15 protein-coding genes are annotated in these 15884 nt (G+C 61.7%); 13 read left to right on the top strand and 2 right to left on the bottom strand.

Translation table 11 applies throughout. From position 1 onward, the window contains the following. Nucleotides 1-48: 48 nt before the first annotated feature. The 5 genes from NIBR502773_RS14870 to NIBR502773_RS14850 all read left to right on the top strand — a co-directional run bounded on the left by NIBR502773_RS14870 (nucleotide 49) and on the right by NIBR502773_RS14850 (nucleotide 3773). Entirely contained in the window at nucleotides 49-957 is a 909-nt protein-coding gene (locus NIBR502773_RS14870) for a LysR substrate-binding domain-containing protein (protein WP_115485444.1), read from the top strand. A 262-nt stretch (nucleotides 958-1219) separates the two neighbouring features. Next, nucleotides 1220-1711 carry a 5-(carboxyamino)imidazole ribonucleotide mutase gene (gene purE / locus NIBR502773_RS14865; protein WP_003176980.1) on the top strand — a complete coding sequence of 164 codons (492 nt, stop codon included), beginning with the start codon at nucleotides 1220-1222 and terminating at the stop codon, nucleotides 1709-1711. A gap of 11 nt (nucleotides 1712-1722) precedes the next feature. Continuing rightward, the gene (locus tag NIBR502773_RS14860; RefSeq protein WP_027608240.1) at nucleotides 1723-2808 is read left to right on the top strand and encodes a 5-(carboxyamino)imidazole ribonucleotide synthase; all 1086 of its coding nucleotides are present in this window, start codon (nucleotides 1723-1725) and stop codon (nucleotides 2806-2808) included. 105 nt (nucleotides 2809-2913) lie between these two features. Beyond that, nucleotides 2914-3159, top strand: coding sequence for a GlsB/YeaQ/YmgE family stress response membrane protein (locus NIBR502773_RS14855; protein WP_005792540.1), 246 nt, complete (start codon nucleotides 2914-2916; stop codon nucleotides 3157-3159). Nucleotides 3160-3236: 77 nt separating this feature from the next. Then, nucleotides 3237-3773: a DUF3299 domain-containing protein gene (locus NIBR502773_RS14850; protein WP_065937956.1), complete on the top strand. Its 537-nt coding sequence runs from the start codon at nucleotides 3237-3239 to the stop codon at nucleotides 3771-3773. A 58-nt stretch (nucleotides 3774-3831) separates the two neighbouring features. On the opposite strand, the gene NIBR502773_RS14845 is transcribed toward NIBR502773_RS14850, so the two are convergent. Together NIBR502773_RS14845 and NIBR502773_RS14840 are read right to left on the bottom strand one after the other, a co-directional pair. Continuing rightward, nucleotides 3832-4731 carry a D-hexose-6-phosphate mutarotase gene (locus NIBR502773_RS14845; RefSeq protein ID WP_141156326.1) on the bottom strand — a complete coding sequence of 300 codons (900 nt, stop codon included), beginning with the start codon at nucleotides 4729-4731 and terminating at the stop codon, nucleotides 3832-3834. Nucleotides 4732-4788: 57 nt separating this feature from the next. Further along, nucleotides 4789-5193, bottom strand: a complete 405-nt coding sequence (locus tag NIBR502773_RS14840) for an acyl-CoA thioesterase (protein ID WP_003176975.1) — start codon at nucleotides 5191-5193, stop codon at nucleotides 4789-4791. Nucleotides 5194-5601: 408 nt separating this feature from the next. Between NIBR502773_RS14840 and NIBR502773_RS14835 the strand changes: the two genes are divergently transcribed. The 8 genes from NIBR502773_RS14835 to NIBR502773_RS14800 all read left to right on the top strand — a co-directional run bounded on the left by NIBR502773_RS14835 (nucleotide 5602) and on the right by NIBR502773_RS14800 (nucleotide 15882). Continuing rightward, nucleotides 5602-6891, top strand: coding sequence for an MFS transporter (locus NIBR502773_RS14835; protein ID WP_027608244.1), 1290 nt, complete (start codon nucleotides 5602-5604; stop codon nucleotides 6889-6891). A 267-nt stretch (nucleotides 6892-7158) separates the two neighbouring features. Then, nucleotides 7159-8145 (top strand): phosphate ABC transporter substrate-binding protein PstS, encoded by a 987-nt coding sequence (locus NIBR502773_RS14830; protein WP_016978637.1) that lies wholly within the window; start codon nucleotides 7159-7161, stop codon nucleotides 8143-8145. A gap of 384 nt (nucleotides 8146-8529) precedes the next feature. Further along, entirely contained in the window at nucleotides 8530-10563 is a 2034-nt protein-coding gene (locus tag NIBR502773_RS14825; RefSeq protein ID WP_174562752.1) for an ABC transporter permease subunit, read from the top strand. A 15-nt stretch (nucleotides 10564-10578) separates the two neighbouring features. Then, nucleotides 10579-12249, top strand: coding sequence for a phosphate ABC transporter permease PstA (pstA, locus tag NIBR502773_RS14820; protein ID WP_065926747.1), 1671 nt, complete (start codon nucleotides 10579-10581; stop codon nucleotides 12247-12249). A gap of 133 nt (nucleotides 12250-12382) precedes the next feature. Continuing rightward, nucleotides 12383-13216 (top strand): phosphate ABC transporter ATP-binding protein PstB, encoded by an 834-nt coding sequence (pstB, locus tag NIBR502773_RS14815; protein ID WP_027608247.1) that lies wholly within the window; start codon nucleotides 12383-12385, stop codon nucleotides 13214-13216. 70 nt (nucleotides 13217-13286) lie between these two features. Further along, nucleotides 13287-14048: a phosphate signaling complex protein PhoU gene (phoU, locus tag NIBR502773_RS14810; protein ID WP_065937962.1), complete on the top strand. Its 762-nt coding sequence runs from the start codon at nucleotides 13287-13289 to the stop codon at nucleotides 14046-14048. Between the two features lie 168 nt (nucleotides 14049-14216). Beyond that, complete coding sequence (locus NIBR502773_RS14805) at nucleotides 14217-15128, top strand: response regulator (protein ID WP_065937963.1); 912 nt, start codon at nucleotides 14217-14219, stop codon at nucleotides 15126-15128. 82 nt (nucleotides 15129-15210) lie between these two features. Then, nucleotides 15211-15882, top strand: coding sequence for a M23 family metallopeptidase (locus NIBR502773_RS14800; RefSeq protein ID WP_065926746.1), 672 nt, complete (start codon nucleotides 15211-15213; stop codon nucleotides 15880-15882). Nucleotides 15883-15884: the final 2 nt, after the last annotated feature.

The following is a 15884-nucleotide window of genomic DNA, read 5'->3' as shown; positions in this document are numbered from 1 at the left end:
CATGGCGGGCGTGTGTGCCAAAATGGTGCGTACCCGTGGGAGGCAGTGATGAACCTTGAGAGCAAATGGCTGGAAGACTTCAGCGCCCTGGCGGCGACTCGCAGCTTTTCCCAGGCGGCGGAGCGGCGCTTTGTCACCCAGCCGGCGTTCAGCCGACGTATCCGCAGCCTTGAGGCCGCATTGGGCCTGACCCTGGTCAACCGCTCGCGCACGCCGGTTGAGCTGACGGCGGCGGGGCAGTTGTTCCTGGTCACCGCACGTACCGTGGTCGAGCAGCTCGGCGAAGTGCTGCGCCATTTGCATCACCTGGAAGGCGGGCAGGGCGAAGTCATGCAAGTGGCCGCTGCCCACTCCCTGGCGTTGGGTTTCTTTCCGCGCTGGATCGCGCAACTGCGCAACGAAGGCTTGAACATCGCCACGCGGCTGGTGGCCACCAACGTCGGCGATGCGGTGCATGCCCTGCGTGAAGGCGGCTGCGACCTGATGCTGGCGTTCTACGACCCGGATGCGGCGATGCAAATGGACGCCGAAATCTTCCCCTCACTGCACCTGGGCAACACCGAAATGCTCCCGGTATGCGCGGCCGACGCCGACGGCAAACCACTGTTCGACCTTGAAGGCGAGGGCAGTGTGCCATTGCTGGCCTACAGCGCCGGCGCGTTCCTCGGCCGTTCGGTGCACCTGTTGCTGCGCCAGCGCGCACTGCGTTTTACCACGGTGTACGAAACCGCCATGGCCGACAGTCTCAAAAGCATGGCCCTGGAAGGCCTGGGCATCGCCTGGGTGCCGCAACTGAGCGTGCGTGCCGAACTGGCCCGCGGTGAATTGGTGGTCTGCGGCGGGCCGCAATGGCATGTGCCGCTGGAAATTCGTCTGTATCGCTGCGCGCTGGTGCGAAAGGCGAATGTGCGGTTGTTGTGGCGCAAGTTGGAAGGTGGCGCGGCGCAGAATGCCTGAGCCAATCTCGGGCCGAATGCAGGGCAAATGGGGGAGGGGGCTTGTGGTGATTTCGCTGACTTGAAAGTCAATAAAACCGCCACTTTGCCCCGCTAGACAGATGGTCATCCCAGGGGCTGTTTATCTGGATTATTACGGTATACTGCGCGGCCTTCGGCCGGTCCAACCGGCCACATTTCGTACAACAAGCCACGCCGGATTTCCCGCGTGGCTTGTTGTTTTTTGACGCGCCTGCGGGCGCCCAGAGAGAAGAGGCACGACGATGAGTGCATTGGTTGGCGTGATCATGGGCTCCAAGTCCGATTGGTCCACCCTTAGCCACACCGCCGATATGCTGGAAAAACTCGGCATTCCGTATGAAGTGAAAGTGGTCTCTGCCCACCGCACCCCGGATTTGCTGTTCCAGTATGCCGATGAAGCAGAATCCCGTGGCATCGAGGTGATCATCGCCGGTGCCGGCGGTGCCGCACACCTGCCGGGCATGTGTGCGGCCAAGACCCACCTGCCGGTGCTTGGCGTACCGGTGCAGTCGGCAATGCTCTCAGGCGTGGATTCGCTGTTGTCCATCGTGCAGATGCCGGCCGGTATCCCGGTGGCCACCCTGGCGATCGGCAAGGCCGGTGCGATCAACGCCGCCCTGCTGTCCGCCAGTATCCTGGGCGCCAAGCACCCGCAGTTCCACGCGGTGCTGAAGAAATTCCGTGCCGAGCAGACAGACAGCGTGCTGGACAATCCAGACCCACGTATCGCCTGAGGGTGTTGACGATGAAAATCGGTGTAATCGGTGGCGGCCAACTGGGCCGTATGCTGGCCTTGGCGGGCACCCCGCTGGGGATGAACTTCGCTTTCCTGGACCCGGCGCCGGACGCCTGTGCGGCAGCCTTGGGTGAACACCTGCGCGCTGACTACAGCGACCCGGACCACCTGCGCCAACTGGCCGACGAAGTCGACCTGGTGACGTTCGAGTTTGAAAGCGTCCCGGCCGAAACCGTGGCCTTCCTGTCACAGTTCGTACCGGTGTACCCGAGCGCCGAAGCCTTGCGCATTGCCCGTGACCGCTGGTTCGAGAAAAGCATGTTCAAGGACCTGGGCATTCCGACCCCAGCCTTCGCCGATATCCAGTCCCAGGCGGACCTGGACGCTGCCGTCGCCAGCATCGGCCTGCCGGCCGTGCTGAAAACCCGCACCCTTGGCTACGACGGCAAGGGCCAGAAAGTCCTGCGTACCGCCGCCGATGTGGTCGGCACCTTCGCCGAACTGGGCAGCGTGGCCTGCCTGCTGGAAGGCTTCGTGCCGTTCACCGGCGAAGTCTCGTTGATCGCCGTACGCGCCCGGGATGGTGAGACCCGCTTCTACCCGTTGGTGCACAACACCCACGACAGCGGCATCCTCAAGCTGTCCGTGGCCAGCACCGATCACCCGTTGCAGGCCCTGGCCGAAGACTATTCCAGCCGCGTGCTCAAGCAGCTGGATTACGTCGGTGTGATGGCGTTCGAGTTCTTTGAAGTCGACGGCGGCCTCAAGGCCAACGAAATCGCCCCGCGTGTGCATAACTCCGGGCACTGGACAACCGAAGGCGCCGAGTGCAGCCAGTTCGAAAACCACCTGCGGGCGGTGGCGGGCTTGCCATTGGGCTCCACGGCCAAGGTCGGTGAGAGCGCGATGCTCAACTTTATCGGCGTGGTACCGCCGGTGGAGCGCGTGATCGCCATCGAAGACTGCCATCTGCATCACTACGGCAAGGCCTTCAAGGCCGGGCGCAAGGTCGGCCACGCCAACCTGCGCTGCAAGGACCGCGCAACGCTGCAAGCGCAGATCCTCAAGGTCGAAGCGCTGATCGCCGAGCAATAACCCGGGGATCGGCGGGAACCATTCGGTTATCGCCGTCCTCTGATTGCAGGATGCCAAAGCCTGTCTAGGCTTTGGCATAGCTCACTTCATTCAGAGGGAAATGCCATGGGTATCATCGGAACCATCTTTATCGGCTTGATCGTCGGCCTGCTGGCGCGTTTCCTCAAGCCCGGCGACGACAGCATGGGCTGGATCATGACCATCCTGCTGGGTATCGCTGGCTCCCTGGCCGCGACCTACGGTGGCCAGGCGCTGGGCATCTACCAGGCGGGCCAAGGCGCAGGCTTTATCGGCGCACTGGTCGGCGCCATTGTGTTGCTGGTGATCTACGGCCTGATCAAAAAGAAGTAATCAGCCGACAAAGTCCTCTGCGCTGCGCAGGCGCAGAGGGCTAGAATGCTCGCCACTTGTACTTGCCGAGCCTCTCCATGCGCCGTCTCCTGTTGACTCTCCTTCTGCTGGGCTCTGGCCTGGCCCATGCCGGTGAATTGCCGGAAACCGACTGGCTCGACCTGATGCCGCTGTCGGACCAGAAGGCCCTCGAGGCCATGCCCGAGATCGATCACAACTCCCCCGAAGCCCAAGGCACGTTCACCGACAAAGGTGGCCTGAAGCAGAGCAAAGGCTTGCCGGCGGTGATGTATTCGACCAAGACCGTGGCCGCCATGAACGGCAAGAACATCCGGATCGGCGGCTACCCGGTGCCTCTGGAAACCGACGCCAAGGGGCGCAGCACCCTGTTCTTCCTGGTGCCATACCCGGGCGCCTGCATCCACGTGCCGCCACCGCCGCCTAACCAGTTGGTGCTGGTGCGTTATCCCAAGGGTTTGAAGCTGGATGATATCTACACGCCGCTGTGGGTGACCGGCACGTTGAAGGTGGAGACGGTGAATAACGATTTGGCCGACGCCGCCTATGCGCTGGATGCGGGCAAGGTGCGGGTCGTAAAGGAATCCGATCTATAAGCTTCCGCTGAACCCAATGTGGGAGGGGGCAAGCCCCCTCCCACATTTGGAACTCCATCTACCGGGTAACACCGGTGATGCTCACACCCAGCGTGTGGCTTTCACCCGGCGCCAGCGTCACCACATCATCCAGCACATTCGCCGTCTCGATGCACAGCATGCCCTGCCAGCCATCATCGGCCATGTCGTCGAAAGCCTTGGCGCGTTCGGTCCAGGGATTCCAGATCACGGTGGATTTCGAGCCTTGGCTGGTGAGCTGGATGCGACGCTGCCAGTCCTGATCGAGGATGCTCAGCGACGGGGGCGTATCGAGGTAGATGCGGTCGGTCTCGGCAGTGAAGTGCAGCAGGCCGGACTGGGTTTTCTCGCTCCAGCCATCGGCGGTATCGATGTATACCGAGCCGTCCAGGCCTTCGATCTGCACGTTGCGTACGTCGCTCACGGCGAAGTAGGTGTGCAGCGCCTGGCTGAGCGTGACAGTGCCGTCGCCACGGTTGTGGCTGGTCAGGCGGATGTGCAGTTGATCGTCCAGCAGCAGGCTCAGGCTCAGGTCGACCTGATGGGGCCAGCCGGGGAAGCCGCCTGCAGGAACCGGTAGTTGCAGGTCCACCCGTAGCGTTTCACCTTCAAGGGAGGTGCCGGCCAATGCCCAGGTCGCGGTACGCACGAAACCGTGAGCGCCCGCAGGCTGATCACTTCGGCGCATCGCCTTTACGCTGGACGGGTTGCGGTCGAACACCCCAAACCAGGGCCAGCACACCGGTACGCCGGTACGAATGCCCTTGCCCTTCTTGAACACCGCTTCAGGATTCGGCCAGATCAGCGGCTGCTCGCCTTCGCGGCCGTAACTGAAGAGATGCGCGCCCTGCTGGGCAATCATCAGTTCGGCGCCGTTGTGGCGGATGCGCCAGCAGTCCAGTTCGTCGACTTTCACGGTCTCAACGTGGGGCGTAGGCATAGCAGGCACTCTCAATGGCAGGCAATGGGGCAATTGACCGTCAAAACCCCGCGAGGTTTAACGCGCGCGCGATGGCACCGAGCGTGTGCGGCCGCTGCCATCGATAGCGACAAATACAAACACCGCCTCGGTGACCTTGCGCCATTCGCTGGACAGCGGGTCGTCGCTCCACACTTCGACCATCATCTGGATCGAGCTGCGGCCGATTTCCAGGGCCTGGGTATAGAAGGACAGTTGCGCGCCCACGGCCACCGGCACCAGGAACGCCATGCGGTCAATGGCCACGGTGGCCACACGCCCGCCTGCGACCTTGCTGGCCATGGCGGTACCGGCGAGGTCCATCTGCGCGACCAGCCAGCCGCCGAAAATATCGCCAAAACCGTTGGTTTCACGCGGGAGCGCGGTGATTTGCAGGGCGAGATCGCCTTGCGGGATAGGATCTTCTTGTTCGAGTTCGATCATGCCGGGGGGCCTCTGACCCGTGACGCTTTTATAGGTGGAGCAAGGTGGATAGCCGACTGTTAGAAAAACGTTTCAGCACAAACATACTCCGTTCGATACGTTTCTCGTAAGGCGTACTAAAGGGAAACTCTGCCAAATCGGCTGGATGGCACCCAACGACGTTTTGGCGCAGCAGCCCCTCAAGCCTGGGGTTCTTGCGCTTGCAAGGGCCGAGTATATCGAGACCCTGGCGCCACGACGACCTCCCGGCGCTCATTTGGTCGGTAAATAGCTGCTGTATCGCGGCTTTTGCGCGCAACTGTTCTCCTGGCGCTGTGCTTTTACAAGCGATTTGCTATCTTGCCAGACCGCCGCCGGTCCCGGGCGTGTCGTCCTTACCAAGCTGACTACTATAAGAGAAGCCTTGCCATGTCCTCCGTGCCTGCAAGCAGTGCGCAACCGTCGCGCCCGCTGACCCGCAACGACTACAAAACCCTGTCGCTGTCTGCCTTGGGCGGGGCGCTGGAGTTTTATGACTTCATCATTTTCGTGTTTTTCGCCACCGTGGTCGGAAAACTGTTCTTCCCTGTCGATATGCCCGAATGGCTGCGCATGATGCAGACCTTCGGCATCTTTGCCGCCGGTTACCTGGCACGCCCGCTGGGTGGCATCATCATGGCGCACTTCGGTGACCTGCTGGGCCGCAAGAAAATGTTCACCCTGAGCATCTTCATGATGGCCGTGCCGACCCTGATCATGGGCCTGCTGCCGACCTACGCGCAGATCGGCCTGTGGGCACCGGTCCTGTTGCTGTTGATGCGCATCATCCAGGGCGCAGCGATTGGCGGTGAAGTCCCCGGCGCCTGGGTGTTCGTCTCCGAGCACGTACCGCCGCGCCATATCGGCTACGCCTGCGGCACCCTGACCAGCGGCCTGACCGCCGGGATCCTGCTGGGCTCGCTGGTGGCCACTGCCATCAACACTATTTACAGCCCTGAGCAGGTCTCGGATTACGCCTGGCGCATTCCGTTCCTGCTCGGTGGCGTGTTCGGCCTGCTGTCGGTGTACCTGCGCCGCTGGCTGCATGAAACGCCGATCTTCGCCGAGATGCAGCAACGCAAGACCCTGGCCGCCGAGCTGCCATTGCGTGCCGTATTACGTGACCACCGCGGCGCCATCGTGTTGTCGATGCTGCTGACCTGGCTACTGTCGGCCGGCGTCGTGGTGGTCATCCTGATGACCCCGACCGTGCTGCAGACCATCTACCACTTCAGCCCGACCGTTGCACTGCAAGCCAATAGCCTGGCCATCGTGACGTTGAGCCTTGGCTGCATTGCCTCCGGCGCCCTGGCTGACCGTTTTGGTGCCGGGCGTGTACTGGTAAGCGGTTGCGCCTTGCTGCTGGCGACCTCCTGGACGCTGTACCACAGCCTCATGACCCACCCGGACTGGCTGTTCCCGCTGTACGCCTTGACCGGCCTGTTCGTCGGCACCATTGGCGTGGTGCCTTACGTGATGGTGAAAGCCTTCCCGCCCGTGGTGCGCTTCAGTGGCCTGTCGTTTTCCTACAACGTGGCCTACGCCGTGTTCGGCGGGCTGACGCCGCTGGCGGTGTCGCTGCTGATGAAGGAAAGCCCGATGGGCCCGGCTTACTACGTGGCTGTCCTGTGCGTGATGGGGATGGTGGTGGGTGGGTATCTGTGGAAGCGCGGGCGGTAACCCCGTTTAGCGCTTTTACCGGTAACCATGTGGCGAGGGAGTAAGCTCCCTCGCCACATGTCTTGCGTTTTATAACAATTACAGCTTGTTTCCAAGAAGTCGCTTAGTCGCTCTAACCTCCTCGTACGTCCCGACCTTCTCTCCTTTTGTTGTGTGATCTCCAATGCTGGCCTTTCATCCAATTGTCATATTTCAGACATAGAGTGTTCACACGGCCTCTCGATACTTGGCCCCGATCCAACTATCCCTATCTGCTAGGAGCAAGGCATGAAACTGAAACGTTTGATGGCGGCAATGACTTTTGTCGCTGCTGGCGTTGCGACCGCCAACGCGGTGGCCGCAGGTGTTGATCCGGCAATCCCGGCTTACGTCAAGACCACTGGTGTGTCGGGCAACTTGTCCAGCGTCGGTTCCGATACCCTGGCCAACCTGATGACCCTGTGGGCCGAGGGTTACAAAAAGGAATACCCGAACGTCAACATCCAGATTCAAGCTGCCGGCTCCGCCACCGCGCCACCTGCGCTGACTGAAGGCACCTCCAACTTGGGCCCGATGAGCCGCAAGATGAAGGACACCGAACTGGCGGCCTTCGAGCAGAAGTACGGCTACAAGCCAACCGCGATCCCGGTTGCCGTGGATGCCCTGGCCGTGTTCGTGCACAAGGACAACCCGATCCAGCACCTGACCATGGAACAAGTCGACGCGATCTTCTCCTCGACTCGCCTGTGCGGTGGCAAAGCCGATGTGAAAACCTGGGGTGACCTGGGTGTGACCGGCGACCTGGCCAACAAGCCAGTGCAACTGTTCGGCCGTAACTCGGTATCCGGCACCTACGGCTACTTCAAGGAAGAAGCCCTGTGCAAAGGCGACTACAAGCCTAACGTGAACGAACAACCCGGCTCGGCTTCGGTCGTGCAGTCGATCAGCTCTTCGCTGAACGGCATCGGTTACTCGGGCATCGGCTACAAGACCGCCAGTGTGAAGACCGTGGCCCTGGCCAAGAAAGGCAGCACTGACTTCATCGAAGACAGCGAAGAAAACGCCCTGAACGGCAAATACCCGCTGTCGCGTTTCCTCTACGTTTACGTCAACAAAGCCCCGAACAAGCCTCTGGCCCCGCTGGAAGCCGAGTTCGTGAAACTGGTTCTGTCCAAACAGGGCCAGGAAGTTGTCGTCAAGGACGGCTACATCCCACTGCCAGCCAAGGTTGCCGCCAAGGCCCTGGCTGACCTGGGTCTGAAAGAAGGCAACTGATTGCCTCTGCGGGGCCGGGATACCGGCCCCGCATCCGAATTTTCTAGTCCGCTGCCAGCCCTGCTTCGCGGCGGATTTGTTGCGTCACTGCACTGTCATCTTTCTGTCATACAGGATCGCTAGGGTGTGCGCATGAATGATCTGGCCAATTCCACCATGACGACAACTTCTCCCCCCAAGCGCATTGATTTCAATACGCCTGAGCTGCAACGCAAGCGCCGTATTCGCGCGCTCAAGGATCGCCTGACCCGTTGGTACGTGCTGGTGGGCGGCCTCGCCGTTCTGGGGGCGATCACCCTGATCTTCTTTTTCCTCGCCTACGTGGTCGCGCCACTGTTCCAAGGCGCCTCGCTGACCAAGGAAGACGCACTGACGCCCGCCTGGATGCAGGACGCCGGCAAGCCATTGTTGATCTCCCTGGAAGAGCAGAACCAGGTCGCCATGCGGGTTTCCGACAAGGGCCAGGCGCTGTTCTTTGACGTCACGAGCGGTGCCGAACTCAAGCGTGTCGACCTGCCGCTTGCGCCCGGCGTGAGCGTGGCTTCCATCGGTGAAGACCAGCCGGGCAGCCCGCTGGTGATCCTCGGTTTGTCCAATGGCCAGTCCCTGGTATTCCGTCACACCTATAAGGTGTCGTACCCGGACGGCAAGAAAACCATCACGCCTGCGATTGAATACCCCTACGGTGAAACGCCGATCGTGCTCGACGATGCCGGCCGCCCGTTGGAGCATGTTGCCCTCAACGCCACCGATTCGTCGCTGGTGGTGGCAGGCTCGGCCGGTTCGCACTTGAACGTGCTGACCCTGAGCCGCGAAGAAAACATGATGACCGGTGAAGTCACCAGCGAGCAGAAGCGTGTCGAACTGCCGCAAATGACCGAGCCGGTGAAGGCGATCTTCATCGATCCGCGCCAGCAGTGGCTGTACGTGATCAACGGGCGTGCCCTGGCGGATGTGTTCAGCCTGCGCGACAAGAGCCTCAACGGTCGCTACAAATTACTGGAAGATGGCACTGCCGAAGTCACCGCCAGCACCCAGTTGGTGGGCGGCATCTCGCTGATCGTCGGTAACTCCAAAGGCGGCCTGGCCCAGTGGTTCATGGCCCGAGACCCGGATGGCGAGCAGCGCTTCAAGCAGATCCGTACCTTCCAGATGGGCACCGCGCCCATTGTGGAAATCACCGCCGAAGAGCGGCGCAAAGGCTTCACCGCCCTCGACGCTTCCGGCAAGTTCGGCGTGTTCCACAGTACCGCCCACCGCACCCTGCTGGTGGATCCGGTGGTCGACGGCCAGGGCGTGTTTGGTATGTCGCCGCGCGCCAACCGAGTGATCGTCGAAGCCGGCGGCAAGCTGCAGCCGCTGCTGCTGGATAACCCGCACCCGGAAGTGTCCTGGAGTGCGTTGTGGAGCAAGGTCTGGTACGAAAACTACGACGAACCTAAGTACGTCTGGCAATCGACCGCCGCCAACACCGACTTCGAACCCAAGATGAGCCTGGCGCCATTGACCTTCGGTACCCTGAAGGCGGCGTTCTACGCCATGCTGCTGGCGGCGCCATTGGCGGTTGCCGCGGCGATCTACACCGCTTACTTCATGGCCCCGAGCCTGCGCCGCAAGGTCAAGCCGGTGATCGAACTGATGGAAGCCATGCCGACGGTGATCCTCGGCTTCTTCGCCGGCCTGTTCCTGGCGCCGTATGTCGAAGGGCATCTACCGGGGATCTTCAGCCTGCTGATGCTGCTGCCGATTGGCATCCTGGTGGCCGGGTTTGTCTTCAGCCGCCTGCCTGAATCCATCCGCCTGCGGGTTCCCGATGGTTGGGAAAGCGCGATCCTCATCCCGGTGATCCTGTTCGTGGGCTGGCTCTCGCTGTACATGAGCCCATACCTGGAAACCTGGTTCTTCGGCGGCGACATGCGCATGTGGATCTCCCACGACCTGGGCATTACCTACGACCAGCGCAACGCCCTGGTGGTCGGCCTGGCCATGGGTTTTGCGGTGATCCCGAACATCTACTCCATCGCCGAAGACGCCGTGTTCAGCGTACCGCGCGGCCTGACCCTGGGCTCCCTGGCCCTGGGCGCCACGCCGTGGCAGACCATGACCCGCGTGGTGATCCTGACCGCCAGCCCGGGCATCTTCTCGGCGCTGATGATCGGCATGGGCCGCGCCGTGGGCGAGACCATGATCGTGCTGATGGCCACCGGTAACACGCCGGTGATGGAGATGAACCTGTTCGAAGGCCTGCGTACCCTGGCGGCCAACGTCGCGGTGGAAATGCCCGAGTCGGAAGTCGGCGGCAGTCACTACCGCGTGCTGTTCCTCTCGGCGCTGGTGCTGCTGCTGTTCACCTTCATCATGAACACCCTCGCCGAGCTGATTCGTCAGCGTCTGCGCAAGAAATACTCGTCGCTTTAAGAAAGGTAGAAGTCTGTGAAACAGAACTCCCTGAATGGATGGTTCAAGAGCGGCGCTCCCGGCGTCTGGATCAGCGGTGGCGCGGTGTCCATCGCGGTCATCATGACCATTGGTTTGCTGGCCGTGATTGCCGTGCGTGGCCTGGGCCACTTCTGGCCGGCCGACCTGATCCAGGCCAACTACAACGTGCCGGGCCAGGAAAACCATATCGTCATCGGCGAAGTGGTGCAGAAAGAAGAAGTGCCGCGCGAGCGCCTGAAAAGCGCGGGCCTGCCGGTGCCCGATGCGGGCCCTGAATTCATGACCCGCGAGCTGATCAAGGTCGGCAACCGCGACCTGAACGGCAACGACTTCACCTGGATCGTCGGCGAGTGGTTGAAGGACCAGAGCACGCCGAAGAACCTGATGACCATCGAGCGTCGTGAGTGGGGCAACTTCTACGGCACCCTGGTCAACGTCAAGCAGGATGGCAAGGTCATCGCTGAAGGCGAGGCCGCGTGGCCGGAGCTGCAAGCCCGCGTGGACCGCGTGAACAAGCTGGCGGCCCAGCTCAAGACCCTGGAGAAGTCCGACATCGGCGCGATCAACGCCGGCCTCGAGCGCATCCGCCTGCATGGCCGCAAACTGGAGCTGGAAGGCAAGCTCGACGCGGCCGCCCAGGCCGACATGGATGCCGACCGCGCCGAGCTGAACGCTCGCTACCAGGACATCGAAGCGCGCCTGGCCGACCTGCACGCCCAGTTCAACCGTGACGCCTTGACCGCTCGCGATGGCAACGGCAAGGAAATTGAAATCGGCATCGGCAAGGTGGTGCACGCCTACCAGCCGAACGCCATGGGGACCGTGACCAAGATCGGTTTCTATGTCAGCAAGGTGTGGGAATTCCTCAGTGATGACCCTCGGGAAGCCAACACCGAAGGCGGGATCTTCCCGGCGATCTTCGGCACCGTGATGATGACCCTGATCATGGCGATGATCGTGACCCCGTTCGGCGTGCTGGCGGCGGTGTACCTGCGTGAATACGCCAAGCAGAACACCCTGACCCGCATCATCCGCATCGCCGTGAACAACCTGGCGGGTGTACCGGCCATCGTCTACGGCGTGTTCGGCCTGGGTTTCTTCGTGTATGTATTGGGTGGCTCGGTCGACCGTCTGTTCTTCGCCGAAGCGCTGCCGGCACCGACCTTCGGTACACCGGGCCTGCTCTGGGCCTCGCTGACCCTGGCGCTGCTGGCGGTACCGGTGGTGATCGTGGCCACCGAAGAAGGCCTGGCACGGATTCCGCGTACGGTGCGTGAAGGCTCCCTGGCGCTGGGCGCGACCAAGGCGGAGACGCTGTGGAAGATCGTGCTGCCGATGGCCAGCCCGGCGATGATGACCGGCATGATCCTCGCCGTGGCCCGCGCCGCCGGTGAAGTGGCGCCGCTGATGCTGGTCGGCGTGGTGAAACTCGCCCCTTCGCTGCCGCTGGACGGCAACTACCCGTACCTGCACCTGGACCAGAAGATCATGCACCTGGGCTTCCATATTTATGACGTCGGTTTCCAGAGCCCTAACGTCGAGGCCGCACGGCCGCTGGTGTACGCCACCGCCTTGCTGCTGGTGCTGGTGATCGCCACGCTCAACCTGTCGGCGGTGTGGATTCGTAACCACCTGCGCGAGAAGTACAAGGCGTTGGACAGCTGATCTGAATTGAACGCGGACTTATTTGTGGGAGGGGGCTTGCTCCCGATTGCGGTGTGCCAGCCAGCACACATGTTCCTGATGCACCGCTATCGGGGGCAAGCCCCCTCCCACACAACAGCACAGGGAGCATCCCATGCAACACGACACCCATTCCCACGGCATCAACATGTCTGCCCTGGGTCGCGACAAACAGAGCCTGAGCCTGGCCCAGGAAACCGTGGCCATCGAAGTACCGGGCCTGAGCCTGTACTACGGTGACAAGCAGGCACTGTTCGACGTCAGCATGAACATCCCCAAGCAGCGCGTGACCGCCTTTATCGGCCCGTCGGGCTGTGGCAAGTCCACGCTGCTGCGTACCTTCAACCGCATGAACGATCTGGTGGACGGTTGCCGCGTAGACGGGGCCATCAACCTCTACGGCACCAACATCTACCGCAAGGGCGAAGACGTGGCCGAACTGCGTCGCCGTGTGGGCATGGTGTTCCAGAAGCCTAACCCGTTCCCCAAGACCATCTACGAAAACGTGGTCTACGGCCTGCGCATCCAGGGCATCAACAAGAAGCGCATCCTCGACGAAGCGGTTGAGTGGGCCCTTAAAGGCGCGGCGCTGTGGGACGAGGTCAAGGACCGCCTGCATGAGTCGGCACTCGGCCTGTCCGGCGGCCAGCAGCAACGCCTGGTGATCGCGCGCACCATCGCCGTGGAACCGGAAGTGCTGCTGCTCGACGAACCGTGCTCGGCACTCGACCCGATCTCGACGCTGAAAGTCGAAGAACTGATCTACGAGCTCAAGTCCAAGTTCACCATCGTTATCGTGACCCACAACATGCAACAGGCGGCGCGGGTTTCCGACTACACCGCGTTCATGTACATGGGCAAGCTGGTGGAGTTCGGCGATACCGACACCCTGTTCACCAATCCGGCGAAGAAGCAGACCGAAGACTACATCACCGGTCGCTACGGCTAGGAAGCTGTGGTTCTGATTGCACTGACGCTGCGGTTCTCCGCACCTTACCGGACGCTCCAAGGACGCCAACATGATTAGCAAAGAAGGCCTTACCCACCATATCTCCGCGCAGTTCAACGCCGAGCTCGAGGAAGTGCGCAGCCACCTCTTGGCGATGGGCGGGCTGGTGGAGAAGCAAGTCAACGATGCCGTTACTGCGCTGATCGAGGCCGACTCGGGCCTGGCCCAGCAAGTGCGCGAGATCGACGACCAGATCAACCAGATGGAACGCAACATCGACGAAGAATGCCTGCGCATTCTCGCCCGTCGCCAGCCGGCAGCCTCCGACCTGCGCTTGATCATCAGTATTTCCAAGTCGGTGATCGACCTCGAGCGGATCGGCGACGAAGCCACCAAGATTGCCCGCCGCGCCATCCAGCTGTGCGAAGAGGGTGAAGCGCCGCGCGGTTATGTGGAAGTGCGTCATATCGGCGACCAGGTGCGCAACATGGTCCGGGATGCCCTGGATGCCTTTGCGCGCTTTGACGCCGAGCTGGCATTGTCGGTAGCGCAGTACGACAAGGTCATCGACCGTGAATACAAGACCGCCCTGCGTGAGCTGGCCACCTACATGATGGAAGACCCGCGTTCTATCTCGCGGGTCTTGAGCATCATCTGGGTGCTGCGCTCCCTGGAGCGGATCGGTGATCACGCGCGCAATATCTCGGAACTGGTGATCTACCTGGTGCGCGGTACCGACGTACGGCACATGGGCCTCAAGCGCATGAAGGCCGAAGTTGAGGGTTCAGCCGATCAAATCCCTAATGTTCCGGGCGAATCTGACGATAAGTAAGGTTGCCCGAGAAATTAACGCCCGGCCTCTGGTCGGGCGTTTTCGTTTGTGGCGCCTGAATTTTTTGCGAATCGGGTAAAAGAAAGTCCGAACGTGACTACAGAGTTTTGGCAAAATGCCATTAGTCAGGCGTTTTGCGTGCCGAAGTTTTTATAGGATGAAGGGTCGATGAGTAAAGTCAGTGTATTGGTGGTGGATGACGCCTCGTTTATCCGCGACCTGGTGAAGAAGTGCCTGCGCAACTACTTCCCCGGGATCAAGCTTGAAGATGCGGTAAACGGCAAGAAGGCCCAGACCATCCTGATGCGCGAGAGCTTCGACCTGGTGCTGTGCGACTGGGAAATGCCGGAGATGTCCGGCCTGGAGTTGTTGACCTGGTGCCGCGAGCAACCGCACCTCAAGGCCATGCCGTTTGTGATGGTGACCAGCCGTGGCGACAAAGAGAACGTGGTCCAGGCGATCCAGGCCGGGGTTTCCGGTTACGTCAGCAAACCGTTCACCAACGAGCAACTGCTGAACAAGGTCAAGCAAGCCCTGCACAAGGTCGGTCGCCTCGACGCCCTGGTCGCCAGCGCGCCGACCAAGATGAACTCGGCCTTTGGCAATGATTCCCTGAGCGCCCTGACCGGTGGCAAGCCTGAAGCCGTACGTGCAGCCCCCGTTGCTGCGGCTGCGGCTGCGCCAAGCAAAGGCCTGCTTAACAACGCCCCGCCGGTCCAAGCGCCAGGCGCTGCGCCCGCTGGCGGCCGTGGCCAGGGCCAGTTGCGCCTGTCCAGCGGCACCCAGCAATGCGTGATCAAGGCACTGAGCATCAAGGAAGCGCTGCTGGTGGTGCGTCGAGGTGAGGTCCTGCCTCAGGTACTGGAAAGTGCCGTGCTCGACCTGGAACAGGGCGACAACGCCGAGGTGGCGCGTCTGAACGGCTACCTGCACGCCATCGTCGCCTTCGAACCCAAGCCGGACAGTGACTGGCTGCAACTGACCTTCCGCTTTATCGACCAGGATGCGCAGAAGCTCGACTACATCTCTCGCCTGATTGCGCGCGGTACGGCGCAGAAGCATTTTGTGCCGGGGGCCTGACCTTCAGTCCGAAGGGGCGTGCCCCGGGATTGTCATGATCCCTTGCTAGCTTGCTGTTCATTCACTCCGGCAGGTTCGCGCCATGCTCCTTCGCCTTTTGCTGTCCTGCATGTTGGCCCTGGTCGCCAATTCGACCCAGGCCATGACCCTGTACAAATCCACCGATGCCAATGGCATGGTGTTTTTCAGCGATCGGCAAACCCCCGGCGCCCAGGCGTTCGTGATCCAGGAACGTAGGGTCGAGCGCGTACAGCCGCCGGTACTCTACAGGCCAAAACCCGTTTACCCGCAACAAGCCTACCGTTACCCCTTGCCCTGGCGTGGCGGTCCGTTCCGCCTGACCCAAGGCCCCAACGGCAGTTTCAGTCACACCGACGCCAAAAGCCGCTACGCCATGGACATCGCCATGCCCGAAGGCACGCCGATCATCGCGGCACGCAGCGGTGTGGTGGTGAAAATCGAGAATAGCCAGATCGGACGCGGCAACGATGCGTCAGGCAATTTCGTGCGCGTGCAGCACGATGACGGCACCCAGGGTGTGTACCTGCACCTCAAGCAAGGCTCGGTCAGTGTCAGGCCGGGGCAGCGTGTGGCGGTGGGCAGCGCGCTGGGGTTGTCGGGCAATACCGGCAACAGCAGCGGGCCGCACCTGCACTTTGTGGTGCAACAGAGTACCGCGGCCGGGCTGGTGTCGATTCCTTACGAATTCAACCAGCCGGTCGGGACATTGCCCAATTTTGCATTGGGCAATTGAGG

The sequence above is a fragment of the Pseudomonas sp. NIBRBAC000502773 genome (assembly GCF_006517195.1).
Lineage (GTDB): Bacteria > Pseudomonadota > Gammaproteobacteria > Pseudomonadales > Pseudomonadaceae > Aquipseudomonas > Aquipseudomonas marginalis.
The sequence above is the reverse complement of the archived record's forward strand: the minus strand, read 5'-3'. Positions and strand labels throughout refer to the sequence as shown.

Bases quoted from the DNA above. Each gene is read 5' to 3' on its own strand.
- NIBR502773_RS14870 (WP_115485444.1), top strand. From the start codon at position 49: ATGAACCTTGAGAGCAAATGGCTGGAAGACTTCAGCGCCCTGGCGGCG.
- purE (WP_003176980.1), top strand. From the start codon at position 1,220: ATGAGTGCATTGGTTGGCGTGATCATGGGCTCCAAGTCCGATTGGTCC.
- NIBR502773_RS14860 (WP_027608240.1), top strand. From the start codon at position 1,723: ATGAAAATCGGTGTAATCGGTGGCGGCCAACTGGGCCGTATGCTGGCC.
- NIBR502773_RS14855 (WP_005792540.1), top strand. From the start codon at position 2,914: ATGGGTATCATCGGAACCATCTTTATCGGCTTGATCGTCGGCCTGCTG.
- NIBR502773_RS14850 (WP_065937956.1), top strand. From the start codon at position 3,237: ATGCGCCGTCTCCTGTTGACTCTCCTTCTGCTGGGCTCTGGCCTGGCC.
- NIBR502773_RS14845 (WP_141156326.1), bottom strand. From the start codon at position 4,731: ATGCCTACGCCCCACGTTGAGACCGTGAAAGTCGACGAACTGGACTGC.
- NIBR502773_RS14840 (WP_003176975.1), bottom strand. From the start codon at position 5,193: ATGATCGAACTCGAACAAGAAGATCCTATCCCGCAAGGCGATCTCGCC.
- NIBR502773_RS14835 (WP_027608244.1), top strand. From the start codon at position 5,602: ATGTCCTCCGTGCCTGCAAGCAGTGCGCAACCGTCGCGCCCGCTGACC.
- NIBR502773_RS14830 (WP_016978637.1), top strand. From the start codon at position 7,159: ATGAAACTGAAACGTTTGATGGCGGCAATGACTTTTGTCGCTGCTGGC.
- NIBR502773_RS14825 (WP_174562752.1), top strand. From the start codon at position 8,530: ATGCAGGACGCCGGCAAGCCATTGTTGATCTCCCTGGAAGAGCAGAAC.
- pstB (WP_027608247.1), top strand. From the start codon at position 12,383: ATGCAACACGACACCCATTCCCACGGCATCAACATGTCTGCCCTGGGT.
- phoU (WP_065937962.1), top strand. From the start codon at position 13,287: ATGATTAGCAAAGAAGGCCTTACCCACCATATCTCCGCGCAGTTCAAC.
- NIBR502773_RS14805 (WP_065937963.1), top strand. From the start codon at position 14,217: ATGAGTAAAGTCAGTGTATTGGTGGTGGATGACGCCTCGTTTATCCGC.
- NIBR502773_RS14800 (WP_065926746.1), top strand. From the start codon at position 15,211: ATGCTCCTTCGCCTTTTGCTGTCCTGCATGTTGGCCCTGGTCGCCAAT.